18 protein-coding genes are annotated in these 20,454 nt (G+C 71.8%); 13 read left to right on the plus strand and 5 right to left on the minus strand.

The window, feature by feature from the left end; translation table 11 throughout:
• Positions 1–48: 48 nt before the first annotated feature.
• The 9 genes from BA062_RS06945 to BA062_RS06985 all read left to right on the plus strand — a co-directional run bounded on the left by BA062_RS06945 (position 49) and on the right by BA062_RS06985 (position 10,119).
• Positions 49–918: an SCO6745 family protein gene (locus tag BA062_RS06945; RefSeq protein WP_110335227.1), complete on the plus strand. Its 870-nt coding sequence runs from the start codon at positions 49–51 to the stop codon at positions 916–918.
• Between the two features lie 502 nt (positions 919–1,420).
• Positions 1,421–1,684, plus strand: coding sequence for a hypothetical protein (locus tag BA062_RS06950; protein WP_110335228.1), 264 nt, complete (start codon positions 1,421–1,423; stop codon positions 1,682–1,684).
• 15 nt (positions 1,685–1,699) lie between these two features.
• Positions 1,700–2,227 (plus strand): hypothetical protein, encoded by a 528-nt coding sequence (locus BA062_RS06955; protein WP_110335229.1) that lies wholly within the window; start codon positions 1,700–1,702, stop codon positions 2,225–2,227.
• A 3-nt stretch (positions 2,228–2,230) separates the two neighbouring features.
• A complete protein-coding gene (locus BA062_RS06960; protein WP_110335230.1) occupies positions 2,231–5,113 on the plus strand; it encodes an ATP-binding protein in 2,883 nt (960 codons plus the stop codon).
• The gene (locus BA062_RS06965; protein ID WP_110335231.1) at positions 5,110–7,179 is read left to right on the plus strand and encodes a magnesium transporter; all 2,070 of its coding nucleotides are present in this window, start codon (positions 5,110–5,112) and stop codon (positions 7,177–7,179) included. Before BA062_RS06960 ends, BA062_RS06965 begins: the two co-directional genes overlap by 4 nt.
• A 9-nt stretch (positions 7,180–7,188) precedes the next feature.
• Positions 7,189–7,785 carry a hypothetical protein gene (locus BA062_RS06970; protein WP_110335232.1) on the plus strand — a complete coding sequence of 199 codons (597 nt, stop codon included), beginning with the start codon at positions 7,189–7,191 and terminating at the stop codon, positions 7,783–7,785.
• A 1-nt stretch (position 7,786) separates the two neighbouring features.
• Complete coding sequence (locus tag BA062_RS06975; protein WP_110335233.1) at positions 7,787–8,779, plus strand: C40 family peptidase; 993 nt, start codon at positions 7,787–7,789, stop codon at positions 8,777–8,779.
• A 21-nt stretch (positions 8,780–8,800) separates the two neighbouring features.
• Positions 8,801–9,871: a hypothetical protein gene (locus BA062_RS06980; protein ID WP_110335234.1), complete on the plus strand. Its 1,071-nt coding sequence runs from the start codon at positions 8,801–8,803 to the stop codon at positions 9,869–9,871.
• Positions 9,872–9,909: 38 nt separating this feature from the next.
• Positions 9,910–10,119 (plus strand): hypothetical protein, encoded by a 210-nt coding sequence (locus tag BA062_RS06985; RefSeq protein ID WP_110335235.1) that lies wholly within the window; start codon positions 9,910–9,912, stop codon positions 10,117–10,119.
• 377 nt (positions 10,120–10,496) lie between these two features.
• Here BA062_RS06985 and BA062_RS06995 read toward each other — a convergent pair whose 3' ends face one another.
• On the minus strand, positions 10,497–11,444 hold the full coding sequence (locus BA062_RS06995; RefSeq protein WP_110335236.1) for an ATP-binding protein: 948 nt from the start codon (positions 11,442–11,444) through the stop codon (positions 10,497–10,499).
• Between the two features lie 112 nt (positions 11,445–11,556).
• Here BA062_RS06995 and BA062_RS07000 point away from each other — a divergent pair, with 112 nt between their 5' ends.
• From BA062_RS07000 to BA062_RS07010, 3 genes are read left to right on the plus strand one after another with little or no spacing between them, the layout of a single operon-like run.
• Positions 11,557–12,969 (plus strand): RNB domain-containing ribonuclease, encoded by a 1,413-nt coding sequence (locus tag BA062_RS07000; RefSeq protein WP_110335237.1) that lies wholly within the window; start codon positions 11,557–11,559, stop codon positions 12,967–12,969.
• On the plus strand, positions 12,956–13,336 hold the full coding sequence (locus BA062_RS07005) for a DUF4326 domain-containing protein (RefSeq protein ID WP_110335238.1): 381 nt from the start codon (positions 12,956–12,958) through the stop codon (positions 13,334–13,336). The genes BA062_RS07000 and BA062_RS07005 overlap by 14 nt, the downstream gene beginning before the upstream one ends.
• Positions 13,333–14,103, plus strand: a complete 771-nt coding sequence (locus BA062_RS07010; protein WP_110335239.1) for a helical backbone metal receptor — start codon at positions 13,333–13,335, stop codon at positions 14,101–14,103. The genes BA062_RS07005 and BA062_RS07010 overlap by 4 nt, the downstream gene beginning before the upstream one ends.
• Here the strand turns inward: BA062_RS07010 and BA062_RS07015 are convergent.
• Positions 14,075–15,502, minus strand: coding sequence for an aldehyde dehydrogenase family protein (locus BA062_RS07015; RefSeq protein ID WP_110335240.1), 1,428 nt, complete (start codon positions 15,500–15,502; stop codon positions 14,075–14,077). The genes BA062_RS07010 and BA062_RS07015 overlap by 29 nt on opposite strands.
• Positions 15,499–16,830 (minus strand): 4-aminobutyrate--2-oxoglutarate transaminase, encoded by a 1,332-nt coding sequence (gene gabT / locus BA062_RS07020; RefSeq protein WP_110335241.1) that lies wholly within the window; start codon positions 16,828–16,830, stop codon positions 15,499–15,501. Before gabT ends, BA062_RS07015 begins: the two co-directional genes overlap by 4 nt.
• Before the next feature lie 75 nt (positions 16,831–16,905).
• On the opposite strand from gabT, the gene BA062_RS07025 reads away from it, so the two are divergent.
• Positions 16,906–18,354, plus strand: a complete 1,449-nt coding sequence (locus tag BA062_RS07025) for a PucR family transcriptional regulator (RefSeq protein WP_110335242.1) — start codon at positions 16,906–16,908, stop codon at positions 18,352–18,354.
• Here BA062_RS07025 and pip read toward each other — a convergent pair whose 3' ends face one another.
• Positions 18,355–19,314, minus strand: a complete 960-nt coding sequence (gene pip / locus BA062_RS07030; protein ID WP_110335243.1) for a prolyl aminopeptidase — start codon at positions 19,312–19,314, stop codon at positions 18,355–18,357.
• Between the two features lie 54 nt (positions 19,315–19,368).
• Entirely contained in the window at positions 19,369–20,241 is an 873-nt protein-coding gene (panB, locus tag BA062_RS07035) for a 3-methyl-2-oxobutanoate hydroxymethyltransferase (protein WP_110335244.1), read from the minus strand.
• Between the last annotated feature and the right edge of the window lie 213 nt (positions 20,242–20,454).

A 20,454-nucleotide genomic window follows, 5' to 3' on the forward strand; every position in this document is an offset into this window, starting at 1 on the left:
CGATTCCGACCCGTTCCGCACCCACCTCGCGCCGCTACGCTCGCCCTCATGGATCACGCCGAAGCCCGCGCCGCCGCGGCCCGCTGTCACCGTGCTCTCGAACCCCTGCACTCGATGGTCTATTTCGCGCCCGAAGCCGACGAGGCGTATGCGGCCATCGGCCTGCCCCAGGGCAGGCTGCGGTACTTCGCCGGCAGGGGCGCCCCGCTCGGCCCCGTCGGGCCCGAGGTGGTCGCCGCGACGTTCTACAACTTCAACCCCGAGCTCGTCGCCCGGCACATCCCGCGTGCGTGGACGATCGCGAGCCCCGAGACGATCGTCGGCGCCCGATTCGAGGCGGCGGGCGCCGCGCTGCGCAGGCTGCTCGGCTCCGAGCTCGCCGGGTCGGACACCCTCACGGAGCTCGCCGCGCTCGTGCGCGAGGCGGCCGAGGGCTGTGTGGCCGAAGGCCGTGTCCTCTACGCGGCGCACGCCGGGCTCGACTGGCCGGACGACCCCGTGCTCGTCCTGTGGCACGGTGCCTCGCTGCTGCGCGAGTACCGGGGTGACGGCCACATCGCCGTGCTCGTCAGCGAGGGCCTCGCCGGGTTGCCCGCGCTGATCACGCACACCGCGACGGGCAAGGGCTTCGTCGAGGACTTCGCCAGGAGGATGCGCGGCTGGTCGGAGGAACAGTGGGCCGAGGCCTCCGGCGAGCTGCGCGAGCGCGGACTGCTCGACGCGGAAGGGCGGCTGACCGAGCCCGGCACCGAGATGCGGCAGCGGATCGAGGAGCAGACCAATGCCGCCGCGGTCGCGCCGTTCCGGTGGGTCGGTGCGGACAAGGCGGAGCGCATCCACGCACTCGGGCGTGAGCTGAGCCGCAAGGCCGTCGCCGAGGGCGCGTTCCCACCAGGCATCTTCGCTGGGCGTAAGTGAGCCCCTGCCGAAAACCCCCACAACGGGCTAAGCGTCACGGAGAGTGCCGAAAACAGGGGGCCGAACTGTGCACGCCGTAGTGCCCTTCGCTCTTTCGGTTGGTGCTCGGCGACGACGGTGCCCGCAAGCCCAGTCACGGACCGGAGCCCGCTGCTGCGGCCGATCGGGGCATGGTTCACTGTTCTCGCCATCATCAACCGGTGGAACCCCGTACTCACAGTGAGAAGGATCTACGCGTGTGAGTGAGTCCATGCGCACACTAGGAAATCCGGGTGGACAGGGTTAATCCTGGACGCCGTTGCGGCGATGATGGAGGGCAGACGAGTTTCAGTGAGCGCAATGGCGAAGACCACCGGGCGCAGGGGTCCACTATGGCCCGCAGCCCTTTGACCACTATGTGTCGTAACGCCATGATGTTGTTTGAACACGGCAAGTGCTGGAACCTCTGTGTGGCACACACCAGTGTGTCGCGCACCACACTCCGGGCACTCGGGAGTACGCGATGACCACGATGACGCTTGCGGCACTGGCGCAAGGTGAGCTCGGCACCGGCAACGTCCGGCAATGGCTCCTCGACAACATTGTCCCGCTGGTACTGCTCGCGGTCGCACTGCTGCTGCTCTGGCTGGGCGGCGGCAAGGGCGACAACGCCGGCGTGATGCGCAGGCTCGCCGGCGTGGTGATCGCGTTGGCGATCATCGGGCTTGCGGTCAGCGGTCTCGGAGTCAACGTCGGCGAATGGATCGCCGGCCTGTTCACAGGCTGATCCGGGGCCGCCGCAGTGCGCATTCGAACCGATGACGAGGTCTACCGGGTCGACGCGGTTTGGCTCGGCCCGCCGAAGGCCACGTTCCCGTGGCGCGCCCGCTATGTGGCGTGGGGCGTCGGGATCCCGCTTTTCCTCGTCACACTCGGCGTCGAGCGGCAGCTCGGCTTCGGTTTCGGCTTCTTCACCACGGCGTGGGCCTTCGTCATCACGATCGCCCTCACCAGGCTGATCACCGCGAAGATCAGCCACGAACGCCCGCTCAGCGCGGTGTTCGCCATGTGGATGAGGGAGCTGCAGGCCCCGCGCGAGAAGACCAGCGGCACCGGCGGGGCGGCGAGCGCCAGCAAGATCAAGGTGCGCACCGAACGGCCGAGGCCGAAGCGCGCGCGGGGCAGGGCGCGGCGCCCCGCCCCGCGCTACGACCACCATCCGCCCGTTCCAGGAAGAGCGGTGAGCACAGCGAGCCCAGTCCGGTACCCGTCCCGAGAAAGCACAGCACGAGCACGCCGTCGCCGTACCTCGGCGCCGGTGGGGAGGTAGTCCTTGTTCGGTCGCGACCGCAGCCGGAAGGCACAGCAGCCGGCACAGTCGAAGCAGGCCGAAGGCGGCCGCCAAGGCAGGCGGCTGCCCGGTGAGCAGGCCATACCCACCTACACGCCGTCCATCGCGGCGCGCTCGATCGACGGGCACCTGCTGCGTACCGGGCACGAGGTCTACGCCTGGTATCGGCTCGCGCCGCAACGCTGGTCCTTCCGCTCGGACTCCCAGCGCAGGGACCTGATCGCCGCCATCGCCGGCCAGTACGCGGAGCTGCAGGGCCGCTGGATGCACCTGCGCGTGACCGCCCGGCCGTACCCGATCCGGATGTGGGCCGAGGCGCACGTCCACAACGCACACGACCGGCCCGCCGACGTGCCAGGCTCGCTCTCCTTCGACGACTACCTCGTGGGCGAGCAGCAGCAGCTGATGGGCCGCTCCATGGCGGAGAAGGAGGTCTACCTCGGCGTGCAGGTCCAGACCCGCAGGGTCGTCGACCGTGCCGTCGAGCGGGCCGCGCCGCTGCTGCGCAAGATCCTGCCCGAGGCCGTCGACGCCGAGCTCACGGCGCTGGACTCCGAGGTGGAGCACCTCGACCAGGTGATCGGGTCGAGCGGGCTCGAGGGCAGGCCGGTGCACGCCGAGGAGATCTCCTGGCTGATGCACCGCTCGTGCTCGCTGGGCCTGCCCGCGCCCCGTAACCTGCCCGCCGTGCCCGGTGCGGCGTGGGAGCCAGAGGACCTCGCGAGCTTCACCGACGCGGCCGACTTCCACAGCGACCCCTACGCGCCGACGGTCACGGTGCGCGGCCGGACCGGTTCCAACGCGGGCGTCAAGCGCCACGTCGCCGTGCTCACCGTGGGGCAGATGCACGGCCTGCAGATCCCCGAGGTCGACGACCCGTGGGTGCAGCACGCCGACCGCCTGCCCGCCTCAGTCGAGTGGTCCGCCCGCATCTACGTGCGCAGGCCCGAAGAAGTGGCAGGCGAACTCCAGCGCCAGATGAACAAGGTGCGCTCGCAGGTCAAGCACTACACCGACGAGCACGAGCTGGAGCCGCCGCAGTCGCTGGCGCGGCAGGCGTCGCGGGTGCTGGAGATCGACGACGAGATGACGTCGGGCTTCACCGCGCTGGCCACGCGCGTGCGGTCGTGGTGGCGGCTCGCGGTGTCAGGGCCCACCGAGCGTGAGGCACTGCGACTGGCCCAGCAGCTGCTGGACCTCTACAAGCCCAAGGTCGCCATCGAGCACCCCGAGGCGCAGTACGCGATGGCCAGGGAGTTCATCCCCGGCGAGCCGCTGTCGAACGGCGCCTACCTGCGGCGCGGCTCGGTGGTCTGGGCCGCCTCGGCGGTGCCCACGGCGACGGCCGAGGTCGGCGACCGGCGCGGCATCCTGCTCGGCGAGACCTGCACTGCCACCCGGCGTCCCGTCGCCTGGGACCCGTGGATGGCGCAGGAGATCCGCGACGGCTCCGGCCTCACCGCGATGGTCGCCGGACTCGGTGGCGGTAAGTCCTTCCTTGGCGGCGGCATCGTCTACAAGACACTGCGGGCGGGGGCGCACTGGACGATCCTCGACCCGTCCGGACCACTGTCGCGGCTGTGCGACCTGCCCGAGCTGCGCCCGTACGCGCGGCCGATCAACCTGCTCAACGCCCAGCCCGGCATCCTCAACCCGTACCGGGTGGTCGCCGAACCGCAGCTCGACCACTTCCTGGACGAGGAGGACCCGGAACGCGCGTGGCGGCGCGAACGGGCACTCGCCGGCGCCACCCGGCGCCGTCTCGTCCTCGACGTGCTCACGGGCGTGCTGCCCTACGACGTCGCCAGAATGCCGCAGACGCGGATCGTGCTCCTGCGCGCGGTGCGGACGGTCGGTGGCCGCTACGACGCCGACCCCGGCCAGGTCATCGACGCGCTGCGGCGCGACTCCAGCGAGCACCACGAGCACGCCGTCGTGGTCGCCGACTTCCTCGACGAGCTGCGCGAACGCATGTCGCTGCTCATCCCGGAGGCCGGAGCCGACCCGTACTCCGACACCCGCGACGACCGGCTCACCGTGCTCACGATGGCCGGGCTGACACTGCCGAAGGAGGGCGTCGGGCGGGAGCACTGGACCGACGCCGAGGCGCTCGGCGTGGAGATGCTGAACCTCGCCGCGTGGCTCACCCAGCGCTCGGTCTACGAGAAGCCGAAGGACCAGCGCAAGGGCGTCTGGATCGACGAGGCGTTCTTCCTGTCCGAGGTGCCGACGGGTCGCGTGCTGATGAACCGCTTCGCGCGTGACTCGCGGAAATGGAACGTCCGCGTGCTGCTGTCGTCGCAGATTCCCGCCGACTTCCTGAAGATCCAGGGGTTCGTGGCGCTGCTCGACTCGGTGTTCGTCGGCAGGCTCGACGACGACGAGACGCAGTCCGACGCGCTGCGCCTGCTGAAGGTGCCCGTGGGCGTCGGCTACGAGCAGGTCGTGGCGGCGCTGGGCAGGCGGCCCGGTTCGCAGCGCGAGGTCGAGCGCGACCGGGACCCGAGGCAGTTCATCTTCGCCGACGGTGCGGGCGGCGTCGAACGGATCCGCGTCGACTTCTCCGGCCCGCACCTTGAGCACCTGCGCAACTCGCTCGACACCACGCCCGGCTCCACACAGGACCGGACGCCGGCCAGGCCCGGCGCGGAGCGGCCGAGTCAGCCCGAGTATCGCGTGCCCGAGCCCCCGCTGCCGGAAGACGAGTTCGAGGAGGACCTCGAGAGGGCGGCCGAGCTGGAGGTCGGGCTCACCGAGGAGCAGGTGCTGGAGGAGGCCGACCCCGACCGTGCGCCGGATCGGCCGGGCGAGGAGAAGCAACCGGCGAGGGCAGGCAAGAACGGCACCGGCCGGGACGCCGCATGAACACCGTGCTGACGCTGCTCGTCGTTTTCCTGTGCGCCTGGGCCTGGCACGACGCACGCACGAGGCGACGACGAGGTGAAGGCCCCGCACGGGGCCGCAAGAGATACGCGGCACTGGTCGCGACCATCGCGATCCTCGGCCTGCAGGCCGTCGTCACGGCACCCCCCGCCCACGCACAGGGCTGTGAGGCCCCCAACCCGGAACGCCCCGGCTCGGGCATGGTCGGCGCGATCGACCCGCCTGACGTTCGTGGAGAAGAGCACAGCGCCTACCGCGACTACAGCTACGCGGGCATGGTCTGGAACGTTTACGACTGCGACAGCGGCGCGCTGGGGCTCACCGACCCCAACACGACCGTCGACACGTGGGCGGGCAACCAGCTCTTCAACATCGGCAAGAACATCGTCGGGGCCACCAACTCGCTGCACTACACGGTGCTCGAAGGCGGGCTGCTCAACCCGATCTACAACGCCGTCTCCAAGGGCGCCGAAGCCGTCTACAGCAACATCTACGCCCAGTTGTTCGGGATCGTGGCGCTGTTGCTCGCCATCTTCATGTTCCGAAACATCTGGCGCGGTGACCTCGCGACCGTGAGCAAGCGGGCGTTGTTCGCCTTGGGCGGGGTTTGGCTAGCGGCCTCGTCGTTGGCGCTGTTGCGCTACTACGACGAGATCGACCGCACGATCGTTCAGACCACGACGGACATCCAGGCGGGATTCGTCGACAACGCGGCAGCCCGCAACGTCGACGATATTTTGCCGACCCAGCTCCACACCCACGTTGTCTACGACAGCTGGCTGCGGGGCACGTTCGGGGCTCCGGACGCACCGCAAGCCGAGCAGTTCGGCAGGCCGCTGCTGGACGCTCAGGCGTTCACCGTGCAGCAGATCAGCAACGGCGACGATGCCAACCAAGCGATCATCGACCAGAAGAAGCAGGCGTTCAAGGACATCTCGACCCAGCTCGGTCCGGCCGCCGGCTACTTCACCGGCGAGGATGGAAGCCGGACGGGTGCGGGATTCCTCGCCATGCTCCAGAGCTTGGTCTATGCCCTGTTCCAGCTGTTCGCCAAGGCCGCGGTGCTGCTGGCGCAGATCCTCGTGCGCCTGTTCACGCTCACCGCACCGCTGATCGGCCTCGTCGCGATCCTGCACCACGACATCCTGCGGCGCGTCGGCAAGGTCGTCGGGTCGGTGGCGTTCAACCTGATCGTGCTCTCGGTGCTCGCCGGTGTGCACGCGCTGCTGCTGCAGGCGATCTTCGCGGCGGGCAACTCGCTGTCGATGCTGACGCAGATCGTGCTCGCGGGGCTGGTGACGATCCTGCTGTTCCTGGTCGGCAGGCCGGCGAGGCGGCTCTGGCAGATGGTCGAGATGTCGGTGAGCATGGTCGGTTCCGCCGTTCCGACCCCGAGAGGCGGTCTCTTCTCGCGGTTCCGCAAGAAGAGCGACGAGCCGACGCCGCAGGACGAGTTCTGGCGCAGCGTGCGCGACGACGACGAGGCCGCGGGCGGTGCGGCGACCCGGGGCCACGCAGGTGCGACCAGCGGCGGCCGGTTCCGGCCCGAGGCCACCGTGTTCGCCAGCGCCCAGCGCCTCGACAACGGCAGTGGGGCGGCGGCTCATCCCTCGACGAACTGGCCGGCCCCGGTGGCCGGTGCCGATGGGCGGGCCGCGCTGCCCGCGGGTGGTGGCGCGCCCGCCGGTGCCTTCGCGAACTACGTGCCGGGCCGCTCACCGGGCGACTACACCCAGCCGCGCACGGTGCCCGCGTCGAGCAGGCGGGTGGACACCGCGCCCGTGACCGACCGCGGCTGGGACCGCGGCGACGACGATCCGGTGGTCGTGCCCTCGCGCATGGCGTCCGTGGGCGTCGGGTCGGCGTCGTCCGACTCGCCCCGCGAGACGGTGCAGGGACCGCCACCACCGGCGGCCGTGCCGCCACAACCGCGCCGGGTCGAACCCGAACTGGTCGCGGGCAAGCCGGTGTTCGTGCTGTACCGGCCGTCCAGGGGACTCGAGGTTCGGGGTGACGAGCCCCGCGACACCGACCACGTGGTGCGGTAGGGGGTCGCGATGCCTATTCGTACCAACCGTGGCAGGGCGGCCGTGTACCGCCGCCTGTGGGGCTGGCCGCTGCGCTCGCCGACGCACCTGATCGGCACGTTCATCGTGGTCGTGGCCGTGCTCGTCGCGGCGGGGATCGTGGTGCCGAGGCTGGTCGGCGACTCCGGCGCGGGGGCCACCCCGCCCGCGGGCCAGTCGCAGGGTGCCTCCGGCTCGCCCACCGACGACCGGCTGACCACCACCAGTCCGTTGCCGACGCGGCTCTCCGAGCCGCTCGCGAAGCCCACCACCGCACCGCCCGCGCCCGCCGCGCTGCGGGTCGCGGCCAACTGGGCGTCGGCCTGGGTGAACCATCCGCAGGGCGTCACCAACGAGCAGTGGCTCGAGGGCCTGCGCCCGTACACCACGGAGGAGTACCTGCCGGTGATGCGGAGCGTGAACCCGGCGAACATCCCGGCCACCAAGGTCACCGGCGAGCCGCGCGCCACCTCCTCCTTCACCAGTTCCGTCGAGGTCCAGGTGCCCACGGACGGCCCGACCCTGAGCATCACCGTGGTCAGCACGAACGCCGGCTGGCGCGTCGCCGACTACAACCAGGCGGGTTAACGTGCGGGCGGGGCTACTGGTCGGGTGTGTCACCGCGGCCGTCATCACCGTGCTGCTGGCCGTCGGGATGGTCACCATCATCGACAGCCAGCGGCAACAGGCCCAGGGCGTGACGCCGCTGAGCTGCGACGCGGCGATCGGGCCCACTCAGCCCGGCCTGGCGAGCAAGGGCGAGGCCGACGCGAGCGAGCTGGACGAGGAGCAGCGGAGCATCGTCTCGCTCATCATCTCGATCGGCAAGGAACGCGAGCTCTCCCCACGGGCGTGGCAGATCGCCATCCAGGCCGGGATGACCGAGTCACGGCTGCGCAACCTCAACTACGGCGATCGGGACTCTCTTGGCATCTTCCAGATGCGGCCGTCGATGGGCTGGGGCACCGTCGAGCAGGTCACCAACCCGCCGTACCAGGTCAACAAGTTCTACGACGTGCTGGAAGAGGTCGACGGCTGGGAGGAGATGCGACCCGGCGACGTCGCGCAGGCCGTCGAGCGCTCCGCGTTCCCCGACCGCTACCACAACTGGGAGCCGATGGCGGTCCACCTCGTCGAGAACATGGGCCAGGTCGAGAACGCGTCGGGCTGCGGCGAGAGCGTCGGCCCGGTGCTGCCGCCGAACCAGGTGGCGGGACAGGCCATCCAGTTCGCGCTGGGGGAGCAGGGCAAGCCGTACGTCTGGGGCGCGACGGGGCCCAGCTCCTACGACTGCTCGGGGCTCATGCTCCGGGCGTACGAGGCCGCTGGGATCACGCTGCCGCGCGTGTCCAGGGACCAGTACAAGGCGGGCGCGATGCTGCCGGTGGAGCAGGCCCAGCCAGGCGACCTGCTGTTCTGGGCGTACGACCCGTCGAACCCGAGCACCATCCACCACGTGGCGATGTATCTCGGTGACGGGAAGATGGTGGAAGCGCAGCAGAGTGGTGTGCCGGTGCACACGAGGGAAGTGTCGTGGGACGAGGCCGAGCTCGTTCCGCAGGCGGTCAGGCCTGGCGTGTGAGTACTACGTGGAGTGAGTGTCGTGGCCAAGAAGTGGGGTAAGCGCGGAAAGCAGGGCGGCCAGTCCGCCGGACTCGACGCCGACCCTCGGAACATGTTCGGTTTCCCGCAGGCGCCGAGAAACGCTCCGCCCGCGTCCAGCACGCCGCTCGCCGACCACCTGCGCCGGGGCTGGCCGGGGGTCGACGCGGGGTACGTCGTGCTGCCGCGCTCGATCGCGGAGTCGATGCCGCTGCCGTGGCAGCAGCAGATGGCCGCGCTGCTCGCCCAGTTCCACGACACCCACGCCCGGCTGGCGTGGCCGACGTACCGGGTGGTGCCGTCCCGGCCGGAGCGGCTCGTGGACCTCGACGAGGAACAGCTCGCCGAGGCCGGTTACCTGGTGGAGATCGATTCCGATGGCGAGATGGTCTACCGCGAGCGCAGCGGCCGGAAGGTGGAGGACCCCGAGCACACGACGGTGCTCGTGTCGTGCCTCGACCCGATCGTGCGGGGCGCTCAGCAGACCGTGCGGCAGGCGCCCGCGCCCGCGCAGGGCAGGCCGGCGCCGATGAACATCGGCCCGCAGCCGGTGTGGCGGACGACGTCGGCCTCGCCGCCGTCCGCGCCGCCGTTGCCGCCCCCGCCGACGGCGCCTTCGGTGTCCTCGCCGCAGCCGAGGGAGCCGGTGGAGTCGGTGGAGCAGACCCCGGTGCCGCCCGTGGAAGCCGAACCGGTTGGGGAGCCGGCGCCGGAACCGCCCGCGGCGGTGGCGCCCGCGACTGCCGCGGTGGAGGAACCCGCCGTGGTGCCCGAACCGCCGTCGGCGCCGCTCGCCGAGGACGTTGCCGAGGACGCCGACGTGGACACTCCGCCGCGGGGCATCGCCGTTCAGCAGCCCGCGGAGCCCTCCCCGAAGGCGGTGGGCGCACCGCAGCCGCCTGCCGCACAACCCCGGTCGGATCGGGGCTGGTTCGACGAGATGCCGGGGGAGCGAAGCGGTGAGGAGCCTGTCCGCGCGGAACCCAGCCGCGCGGAGCCGTCGGGCCAGGGCGGCGAGTTCGGGCCGACCGGTGACGAACCCACGGAGATCCCGTATCGGTACCGCCGCTGACGGTGGCCGCCGGGGCGGCCACGTGTCAGGCTCGGAGCATGGCACCGATGAGCAAGGACCCGAACCCGGCCGCAGGCTGGTGGTACAACACGCGGACCGGTGAGGTCGAGCACGGCGAGCTGTCGCGTTCGATCGACCGGCTGGGGCCGTACCCGGACGAGGCGACCGCTCGCCGTGCACTCGAGATCGCCCGCGAGCGGACCAGGGCAGCCGACCGAGCCGACGCCGACTGGGACAGCGAGGACTGACCACCCGCGAGTCGTACGTTCCGATAGCGAGTCGTGCACTCCAGACCGCGAGTCGTACGTTCCGGATCGCGAGTCGTGCGTTCCGGACCGCGAGTCGTGCACTCCGGATCGCGAGTCGTGCACTCGGGCCGCCGCGCCGCGCGCCCCGAACGCACGACTCGCGTGCGGGAGTGCACGACTCGCGTGCGGGAGTGCACGACTCGCGTGCGGGAGTGCACGACTCGCGTGCGGGAGTGCACGACTCGCGTGCGGGAGTGCACGACTCGCGTGCGGGAGTGCACGACTCGCGTGCGGGAGCGCACGACTCGCGTGCGGGAGTGCACGACTCGCGTGCAGGAGCGCACGACTCGCGTGCAGGAGCGCACGACTCGCGCGGGTCAGTCCACTGTCGCCAGGGGGCCCGGGACGAAATCGGGGTCCACCTGGTCGGCCAGGTCCGCACCCGCCCACGAACGCGCGTTGCGCAGGTGGAACTCCACCGCCTGCGCCTGGTACCTCTCCCAGTCGCGCTCGGTCGCATCCACTGTGGACAGCATGGTGCGCAGGGTGCCGAGGTTGTGCGGCTCCAGCTCGCCGATCGGCCGCGCCTGCCCGCGCTCGGCGGCGCGCACGTGCTTCGACGTGCCGACCCAGCCGAGCAGATCGGCGCCCACCGACTCGCGCAGGAAGTCCACGTCGTCCTCGTCGGTCACCTTGTTGCCCACCACGGCGAGCCGGACGCCGAAGTCCCGCGCGTACTCCGTGTACTGCCTGTAGACGCCGACGCTGCGCACGGTCGGCTCGCACACGAGAAAGGTCACGTCGAAGCGCGTGAAGAGACCCGAGGCGAACGCGTCGGCGCCCGCGGTCATGTCCACCACCACGTATTCGCCCTGGCCGTCGACGAGGTGGTTGAGCAGGAGCTCCGCCGCGCCGGTCTTCGAGTGGTAGCAGGCGACACCAAGGTCGTCCTCGGCGAACCGGCCGGTGACGGCCAGCCGCACGCCGGCCACGTCGCGGAAGCAGGCGTCGGTGATCGGGTTGTGCTCCCTCGGCGTCATCAGCCGCGACCCGCGCCCCGGCGGCGTCGTCTTGATCATCGCGTCCGCGCTCGCGATCCGGGGGTTGTCGCCGCGCAGGTACTCCTTGATCATCGGCAGGTTGTCGCCGAGGGTCGGCAGCGCGTCGGCCTGCTCCTGGCTCGCGCCGAGCGCCACGGCGAGGTGCTGGTTGATGTCCGCGTCGATGGCCAGCACGGGGAGCCCGGCATCGGCGAGGGAGGAGGTGAACAGCGAGGCCAGCGTGGTCTTGCCACTGCCGCCCTTGCCGACGAAGGCGACCTTCACGAGCAACTCCTGAAAGTGAGACCGGTTTTCATTAGCTGGGTGGCAAGGTACACCCGCGAGGTGCGGACCCGATCAGGTCATGTCCACGGCGGGACGGCGTTAGGGTTCAAGGGTGGCTCTCGCGGTCCACACGCCGGGCGCCGGCGACTTCGCCTCGCTGCGCGCCGAGTTCGAGCTGCCGGAATACTTCCCCGCGGACGTGCTGGCCGAGGCCGAGTCCGTCGCCGGCGACCCCACGGGGAACGGGTCCAGGGAGGATGCGACGGACCTGCCGTTCGTGACCGTCGACCCGCCCGGTTCGAAGGATCTCGACCAGGCTGTGCTCATCGAACCGCTGGCTAGGGGCGGTTTCCGGGTGCAGTACGCCATCGCCGACATCGCCGCGTTCGTGCCGCCGGGCGGGCCCGTCGACCGCGAGGCTCGCAGGCGCGGGCAGACGCTGTACCTGCCCGACGGCAACGTCCCGCTGCACCCGCCCGAGCTGAGCGAGGGCGCCGCGAGTCTCCTGCCCGGCATGGTGCGGCCCTCGGTGCTGTGGACGATCGACACCGATGCCGGCGGCGAGCCCGTGTCCGTGCATGTCCGCCGCGCGCTCGTGCGCTCGACGGAGCGGTTCGACTACGAGACGGTGGCCGCCGCGCTCGCCGCGGGCACCGCGCATCCCTCGATCGCGGCGTTGCCCGTGCTCGGCAGGCTTCGTCGTGAGCTGGCCGTGCACCGGGGCGCGGTCGAGCTGCAACTGCCCGAGCAGGAGATCGTCGCCGGACCGGACGGCGGGTGGATCCTCACCCGCCGTCCGCGTCCGGACGTCGAGGCGTGGAATGCCGAGATCTCCCTGCTCACCGGCATGGTCGCGGCGTCGATCATGCTCGAGGCCGGGGTGGGGGTGTTGCGTACGCTGCCCGAGGCCGACGCCGAGACGGTCAACTGGCTGCGCCGTTCCGCTCACGCGCTGGGCATCGACTGGCCGCGGGACGCGACCGTCTCCGAGCTGCTGGCGGGGCTCGATCCCCGCAACCCGGCGTCGCTCGCGCTCTACGCGGGCACCACGCGGCTGCTGCGCGGCGCCGGGTACACCTCGTTCGACGGCGGCAGGCCTTCGGCCGCGGCCCACGCCGGGATCGGCGGCCCCTACGCCCACGTGACGGCGCCGATCCGGCGGCTGGTCGACCGGTTCGCGACGGAGGTCTGCCTCGCCGTCACCCACGGCAGGCCCGTGCCGGAGTGGGTCCGCGAGGCACTGGGGGAGCTGCCCGAGTTGATGAACGCCTCGGACAACCGCGCGGCCAGGGTCGAGCGGGCCTGCCTCGACCAGGTGGAGGCGTGGATCCTCGCCGAGCACGTCGGGCGCACGTTCGACGCGGTGGTGCTGCGGGCGGAGGAGAACAAGGCGGAGGTGTTCCTGGAGAACCCGCCCGTGCTGGGCAAGTGCAGCGGCACCGGCTTCCCGGACAGCGGCCGGATCGCGGTGCGGCTGACCTCGGTGGACGTCGAGAAGCGGAAGGTGTCCTTTGAGCGCGCGTGACGAGTGGACGGAGGCGGAGGAGAAGCTGCGCGACGAGGTGCTCGCGGGGCGCAGCGTCGCGGTGAACGTGCGGAAGTCCGGACCACACAAGCATCTCGTGCCGTGGCTCGTCGACCACGACCTGATCGTCTACATCGGACACTCCGGCAATCGTCACTCGTGGCCGCAGTCCGACTTCGCCAACCCCTTCGTCAAGGAGGCCAGGACCGACAGGAAGGCGATGGTCAGGCACTACCGTGAGTGGCTGAAGGGCAGGCCGGAACTGATCCAGCGGCTGCGCGACGGGGAGCTCTCCGGGCGCGCGCTGGGCTGCTGGTGCGCGCCCGAGCCCTGTCACGCCGACGTGTTGCTGGAGTACTGCCGATGAAGGACGACCTCGGAGCCGACGTCCCCCTGCGCGCAACGCCGGGCCGCGTGGTGTCGCTCGTGCCCGCGCTGACGGAGGCGGTCGAGGCCGCGGTGCCCGGCGTGCTCGCCGGAGCCACCGACTACTGCACGCACCCGCCGGAGCTGGCCGTGCCGCGCGTCGGCGGGTCGAAGTACCCGAAGGTCGATCGCGTGTTGGACCTGCGGCCGGACCTGGTGCTCGCCAACTCCGAGGAGAACCGGCCCGAGGATGTCGAACGGCTGCGCGCCGAGGGCGTGCCGGTGTGGGTCATGGCGGCGCCCGCGACCGTCCCGGCCGCGCTCGCGTCGCTGCGGACGCTGCTCACGCAGGGGTTCGGCGTGGATGCTCCGGGGTGGCTGACCGAGTCCGAGGGGTTGTGGGGCGAGACCGCGCCGCTACGAGCGCGCGCCGTGGTCCCCGTGTGGCGCAAGCCGTGGGTGGTGCTCGGCCGCGACACCTTCGGCGGCGACGTGCTGCATCGCCTCGGTGTCGCGACCGTCTACGGCGACCACACCGACCGCTACCCGCGCCCGAAGCTCGACGAGCTGCGCGGCTGGTTCGACGCGGGTGACGCCGATCTGCTCGTGCTGCCCGACGAGCCGTACGAGTTCACCGCGGGCGACGGCCCCGAGGCGTTCCCGGGCGTGCCGTACGTGCTGGTGTCGGGCCGTTATCTCACCTGGTACGGGCCGTCGCTCGTGGACGCCCACCGCGAACTCACAGCGGCACTCCGGTCAGCACGGTGATCCGCTCCTCGGTGAGGTCGGCCATCGCGGCGGCGGGGCCCTCCCTGCCGACGCCGGAGTCCTTCACCCCGCCGTAGGGCATCTGGTCGGCGCGGAAGCTCGGCACGTCGCCGATCACGACGCCGCCGACCTCCAGCTGTGCCGACGCCGCGAACGCGGTGGGCAGGTCGCGCGTGAACACCCCGGCCTGGAGCCCGAATCGCGACGCGTTGACGTGCCGGAACGCCTCCTCGACGGAGTCGACGGTGTTGATCGCCACGACGGGGCCGAACACCTCGTCGGCCATCACCCGCGCGTCCTCGGGCACGTCGGTGAGCACGGTCGGCGCCACGGTGGCGCCGTCGCGTCGCCCGCCGACGGGGCAGCGGGCACCCGCCTCGACCGCGCCCGAGACCCACGACTCGACGCGCTCCGCCGCGGCCGTGTTGATGAGCGGGCCCACGTCGGTGCCCGCGGAGCGCGGGTCGCCGGTGCCGAGCGCGCGGACCTTCTCGATCACGCGCTCCGTCAGCGGCTCGGCGACATCACGGTGTGCGTAGACGCGCTGCACGGACACGCACGACTGACCGGCCTGGTACATCGCGAACGTGGCGATGCGGTCGGCCGCGTAGCCGAGGTCGGTCCAATCGGGACAGACGATGACCGCCGCGTTGCCGCCCAGCTCCAGGGTGACGTGCTTGCGGGGTGCCGCGTCGCGGATGCCCCAGCCCACCGGCACGCTGCCCGTGAACGACACCACCGGCAGCCGGGGATCGGCCACCAGCGCGGCCGACTGGTCGTTGCCGACGGGCAGTACCGACCACATGCCCTCGGGGAGGTCGGTCTCGGAGAGCACCTCACCGAGCGCCAGCGCGGTGAGCGGCGTCGCGGGCGCTGGCTTGAGCACGATCGGCGCGCCGACCGCGAGGGCGGGTGCCACCTTGTGCGCCACCAGGTTCAGCGGGAAGTTGAACGGCGTGATGCCGAGCACCGGCCCCCTCGGCACGCGGCGCACGAGCGCGATCCGCCCGGTCGCGCCGGGGTCGGTGTCGAGCCGTTGCAGCTCACCCGAGAAGCGGCGCGCTTCTTCGGCCGCCCAGCGGAACGTCGACGCCGCGCGCCCGGCCTCGGCGCGAGCCCACTTGAGGGGCTTACCCGACTCCGCGGTGATGAGGGCCGCGAACTCCTCGGCTCGCTCCGCGAGCACGCGCGAGACGTGGTCCAGTGCACCGGCCCGTACGTGTGCGGGCAGCGCCGCGGCCTCGTGCCGCACGGCGTCGGCGGCGGCCACGGCCCTCTCGATGTCCGCTGTGGACGGTACGGCGTGGAGGCCTGCCTCCGCGCCGTCGTAGGGGCTGCGGATCACGACGGTCTCGGCGCCGCTCACCGGCTTGCCCGCGACCCAGAACGGCGCGGTCACCGGGCGGCCTCCTCGCGGACGGCCCGCTCCAACACGCTCAGGCCCTCGTCGAGCAGCTCTTCCGGCAGCGTCAGCGGGGGCAGCAGGCGCACCACGTTGCCGTACGTGCCGCAGGTCAGCACCACCACGCCCTCGGCGTGGCACGCCGCGACGACCCGCTTGGTCGCCTCCGGGTCGGGTTCGGTGGTGCCCGGCTTGCAGAACTCGGCGGCGAGCATGGCGCCCCGGCCCCGGACGTCGCCGATCACGCCGGTCTCGGCGGCCAGCGCGCGCAGGCGGGGCAGCGCGGCGTCGCCGATCTTGCGCGCCGCCGCGGCGAGGTTCCGCGTGCGCATCGTCTCGATCGCGCCGAGCGCGGCCGCGCAGGCGACCGGGTTGCCGCCGTAGGTGCCGCCGAGACCGCCGTAGTGCACGGCGTCGAGCAGTTCGGCGCGGCCGGTGACGGCGGCGAGCGGCATCCCGCCCGCGATGCCCTTCGCTGTCGCCACCAGGTCGGGCACCACGCCCTCGTCGTCGCATGCGAACCAGTCGCCGGTGCGGCAGAACCCGGTCTGTACCTCGTCGGCCACGAACACGACGCCGTTCGCGGTGCACCAGCGCGAGAGCGCGGGCAGGAACCCGGGTGCGGGGGCGATGAACCCGCCCTCGCCCTGGATCGGCTCGATCACCACGGCGGCCACCGAATCGGCGCCGAGTTGCTTCTCGATCCGGTCGATGGCGGCAGCGGCGGCCTGCTCGCCGGTGAGTCCCGGCGCATCGCGGAACGGGTAGGAGCCGTGCACCCGGTAGACCTCGGGCGCGAACGGGCCGAAGCCGTGTTTGTACGGCATCGATTTCGCCGTCAGCGCCATCGTCAGGTTGGTGCGTCCGTGGTAGGCGTGGTCGAACACCACGACGGCCTGCCTGCCGGTGGCGACCCGCGCGATCTTCACGGTGTTCTCCACAGCCTCGGCGCCGGTGCTGAACAGCGCTGAACGCTTCTCGTGCGAGCCGGGCGTCAGCTCAGCGAGGGCCTCGCACACCTCGATGTAGCCCTCGTACGGCGTGGCCATGAAGCACGTGTGCGTGAAGGCCGACGCCTGCTCGCGGATCCGGTCCACCACGGCGGGCACGCCGTGGCCGACGTTGGTCACCGCGATGCCGGAGCCGAGGTCGATGAGGGTGTTGCCGTCGGCGTCGGTGAGCAGGCCGCCGTCGGCGGAGGTGACGTAGACCGGCAGTACCGAGCTGACCCCGTGCGCGACGGCGGCCGCGCGGCGTTCCTGCAGTGCCCGCGAGGCGGGGCCGGGGATCTCGGTGCGCAAGCGGCGGTGTGTCGTGGCGGTCATGCCCCCAGGATGAGTCCGGGTCCTGGCCGCGTCAGCCTGCCGGGTTGTCCAATTTCGCGCCTAGAATTGGCCACTATGGCACTCACTCCGCGTGCGCTCGTGGCCCAGCGCCCGCTCGGCCTGCGCGTGCTCGCAGGACGGGCCGGGCTGGACCGCGAGATCACGTGGGTGCATCCGACGGAGCTGGGCGACCCTTCGCCGTACCTCGACGGCGGCGAACTGCTGCTCACCACGGGACTGACCTTCGGGTCCGGGCAGGCAGGCGACTACGTCGCGAGGCTCGTGGGCGCGGACGTGACCGGCCTCGGCTTCGGGGTCGGGCTCAGCCACGCCGAGGTGCCCGCCGAGCTCGTGGGGGCGGCCGAGCGGGCGGGGCTGCCGCTGCTGGAGGTGCCCGTGCCCACGCCGTTCATCGCGATCACCAAGGCGGTGTCGGCGGCGCTGGCGGCCGAGCAGTACGAGTCGCTCGTGCGCACGGGCCGCGGCCAGCAGGAGCTGACCAGGACCGCGCTGCGGCGCAGTGGGCCCGGTGCGCTGGTGCGCAGGCTCGCGCAGCTCGTCGACGGCTGGGTGCTGCTGCTCGACGGTGCCGGCTCGGTGCGGGAAGCCGCACCGGCGTCGGCCCGGTCGTTCGCGCGGCCGCTGCGGGCCGAGCTGGACCGCGTGCGCACCGGTTCCCGGCTGGCGACCGTGGCGGGCGAGGAGGTGGTGATCCAGGCACTGGGCACGCGCACGCGAGGCTTTCTCGCGGTGGGTGGGCCCGCTCGCCTCGACGCGGCGGGCCAGCACATCGTCACCACGGCGACGGCGCTGCTGTCGCTCGCGCAGGAGCGGGACCGGGCGCGGGGCGCGATGTTCCGGGGTCTGCGCGCCGGGTTGCTGCGGTTGTTGCTCGACGGCAGCACGGAGCTGGCGCTCGGCACCGCGCGCACGGTGTTCGGTGAGGCGCCCGCCCTGCCGGGGCCCGTGGTGGTGCTCGTCGGCACGGCGCGGGCGAGGGCCGCGGCACTGGAGATCCTGGAGAGCGAGCACGAGCGCGCGTTCTTCGCCGAGCACGGCGACACCGTGGTGGTGCTGGGGGAGGAGCCCGCGGTACTGGAGCTGCCGGAGCGGATCGCCGGGCTGCACGCCGGAGTCTCATCGTCGACAGTGGACGTCGAGCTGGCTCGGCGGCAGGCCGAGCAGGCCGCCGAGGCGGCGCGGTCGGCGGGCAGGTCGTCGGTGCGCTCCGCAGACCACGCCGCGGAAGGGTTGCTCGCGCTCATCGATCCGGCCGCGGCCCGGGCGTTCGCGCGTGAGCTGCTGGGTCCGTTGCGCGAGCACGACGCGACGGGCCGGAGTGAGCTGCTGGAGTCGCTGCGCTGCTGGCTGGAGCACAACGGGCACTGGGACGCGGCCGCGGCCCGGCTTGGCGTGCACCGGCACACACTGCGCAACCGCATGGCGAAGGTCGCCGAGCTGAGCGGCCGCGACCTCGGCTCGCCAGGCGTGCGGGCGGAGCTGTGGCTCGCGCTGCAGGTGTGATCAGGTTCGGGCGAAGGAGTCCAGCGCCCGGCGCAGTGCGGCGAGCATCCCGGGATCGGTGATGGCGTGCCCGGCGCCTTCGAGCAGCACCAGCTCCGAATCGGGCCACGCGCGGTGCAGCTCGTACGCCGTGGTCGGCGGGCACACCGCGTCATAGCGGCCCTGCACCAGCACGCCGGGGATACCGGCCAGCTTGCCCGCGTCGCGGATGAGCTGCCCGTCCTCGAGCCACGCGTCGTTGGTGAAGTAGTGCAGCGCCATGCGCGCGAACGGCACCGCGAACGAGGGCGCGCTGTAGCCCGTGCGGTAGCTCTGCTGCGGCACCACCGAGACGATCGCGCCTTCCCACGCGCTCCACGCCACCGCCGCCCGCCCGGCGACGGCCCGGTCGGGATCGTCGAGCAGCCGCCGGTACGCGCCGACCAGGTCGCCGCGCTGGTCCGCGGGCACCGGCGCGAGATAGTCGGCCCACTCCTCGGGGAAGAGGTTCGCCGCGCCGCCGTTGTAGATCCAGTCGAGCTCGCTGCGCCGTGCGGTGAACACACCACGCAGCACCAGTTCGCTGACGCGCTCGGGGTGGGTCTCGGCGTAGGCCAGCGCGAGCGTGGCGCCCCACGAGCCGCCGAACACCAGCCAGCGCTCGATGCCGAGGTGGTCGCGCAGCTTCTCCAGATCCGAGACGAGGTGCCAGGTGGTGTTGACGGAAAGGTCGGCCTCGGGATCGCTGACGTGCGGCGTGCTGCGTCCCGCGCCGCGCTGGTCGAACAGCACGATCCGGTACGCCGCCGGGTCGAAGTGGCGACGGCTCAGTGGTGCGCTCCCGCTGCCGGGCCCGCCGTGGAGCACCACGGCGGGCTTTCCGGCAGGGTTGCCGCTGACCTCCCAGTACAGGGAGTTGCCGTCACCGACGTCGAGCATTCCCGAGGTGTGCGGCGAGAGTGCCGGGTACAGCTCGTCCATGTGGCCCAACGCCTTCCGCCGTGAACGTCTTCGGCGACGTTCATAACACCCGCTTCAGTGGAAGGCGTGCTCCGGGGCGGGGAACTCGCCGCGCCGGACCTCGTCGGCAAACGCTTGCGCCGCCCCGGAGAGCACCCCGGCGACGTCGGCGTACCGCTTGACGAACCTCGGCGCCTTGCCCCGGCGCAGGCCCGCCATGTCCTGCCACACCAGAACCTGCGCGTCGCAGTCAGGGCCCGCCCCGATGCCGATGGTCGGGATCTTCAGCTCGTGGGTCACGCGCTTGGCGGCCTCGGCGGGCACCATCTCCATCACGACCGAGAAGGCACCCGCCTCCTGCAGCGCCAGCGCGTCGGCGAGCAGGTCGTCGGCCGCGGAGCCGCGGCCCTGCACCCGGTAGCCGCCGAGGTTGTGCTCGCTCTGCGGCGTGAACCCGATGTGCCCCATGACGGGGATGCCTGCCGAGGTCAGCGCCTCGACATGGGCGGCGAACCGGCGGCCGCCCTCGAGCTTCACCGCGTGCGCGCGGCCCTCCTTCATGAACCGCACGGACGTCTCCAGCGCCTGCTCAGGGGAGAGCTGGTAGGAGCCGAACGGCAGGTCGGCCACCACGAGCGCCCGCTTGACCGAGCGGGTCACCGCGCGGACCAGCGGCAGCAGCTCGTCGACCGTCACCGGGAGCGAGGTGTCGTAGCCGAACACGTTGTTGGCGGCGGAGTCGCCGACGAGCAGCACCGGAATACCCGCCTCGTCGAACAGCTCGGCCGTGTACATGTCGTAGGCGGTGAGCATGGGCCACGGCTCGCCGCGTTCCTTCAGCTCACGGAGGTGGTGGATGCGGACCTTCTTGCGCGGCGGAGTGGCCTGCGCCGAGGGGCCGGAACCGTAGGGTGCGGAGACTTCGCCCGCGTTGTCAGGCATGGACATCGTTGTCGACCGTCCTTCCCTCGAGGCCTCGTCCGAGGTCCCCGGGTCGTGGATCGCTGATGACACGAGCGTGGCACCGCGAGGGGTCCCGTCCAAGTCCGTGCGACCAGCTTCACACACCGGAGGGAGGCAGGCCGGTGAACCCATTTGGGTTCCCGTTCGATCGCCCAGCGTGATAAGTACATCGCCATGCTGCCGACCTTGAACCGGATT

This window comes from Prauserella flavalba (assembly GCF_003202235.1).
In the GTDB taxonomy this organism is placed as follows: domain Bacteria; phylum Actinomycetota; class Actinomycetes; order Mycobacteriales; family Pseudonocardiaceae; genus Prauserella_A; species Prauserella_A flavalba.

Excerpts from the sequence above, each read along its gene's own strand:
- pip (WP_110335243.1), bottom strand. The coding sequence starts at position 19,314 with ATGGACGAGCTGTACCCGGCACTCTCGCCGCACACCTCGGGAATGCTC.
- BA062_RS06945 (WP_110335227.1), top strand. The coding sequence starts at position 49 with ATGGATCACGCCGAAGCCCGCGCCGCCGCGGCCCGCTGTCACCGTGCT.
- BA062_RS07025 (WP_110335242.1), top strand. The coding sequence starts at position 16,906 with ATGGCACTCACTCCGCGTGCGCTCGTGGCCCAGCGCCCGCTCGGCCTG.
- BA062_RS06965 (WP_110335231.1), top strand. The coding sequence starts at position 5,110 with ATGAACACCGTGCTGACGCTGCTCGTCGTTTTCCTGTGCGCCTGGGCC.
- BA062_RS06970 (WP_110335232.1), top strand. The coding sequence starts at position 7,189 with ATGCCTATTCGTACCAACCGTGGCAGGGCGGCCGTGTACCGCCGCCTG.
- BA062_RS06950 (WP_110335228.1), top strand. The coding sequence starts at position 1,421 with ATGACCACGATGACGCTTGCGGCACTGGCGCAAGGTGAGCTCGGCACC.
- BA062_RS07010 (WP_110335239.1), top strand. The coding sequence starts at position 13,333 with ATGAAGGACGACCTCGGAGCCGACGTCCCCCTGCGCGCAACGCCGGGC.
- BA062_RS06985 (WP_110335235.1), top strand. The coding sequence starts at position 9,910 with ATGGCACCGATGAGCAAGGACCCGAACCCGGCCGCAGGCTGGTGGTAC.
- panB (WP_110335244.1), bottom strand. The coding sequence starts at position 20,241 with ATGTCCATGCCTGACAACGCGGGCGAAGTCTCCGCACCCTACGGTTCC.
- gabT (WP_110335241.1), bottom strand. The coding sequence starts at position 16,830 with ATGACCGCCACGACACACCGCCGCTTGCGCACCGAGATCCCCGGCCCC.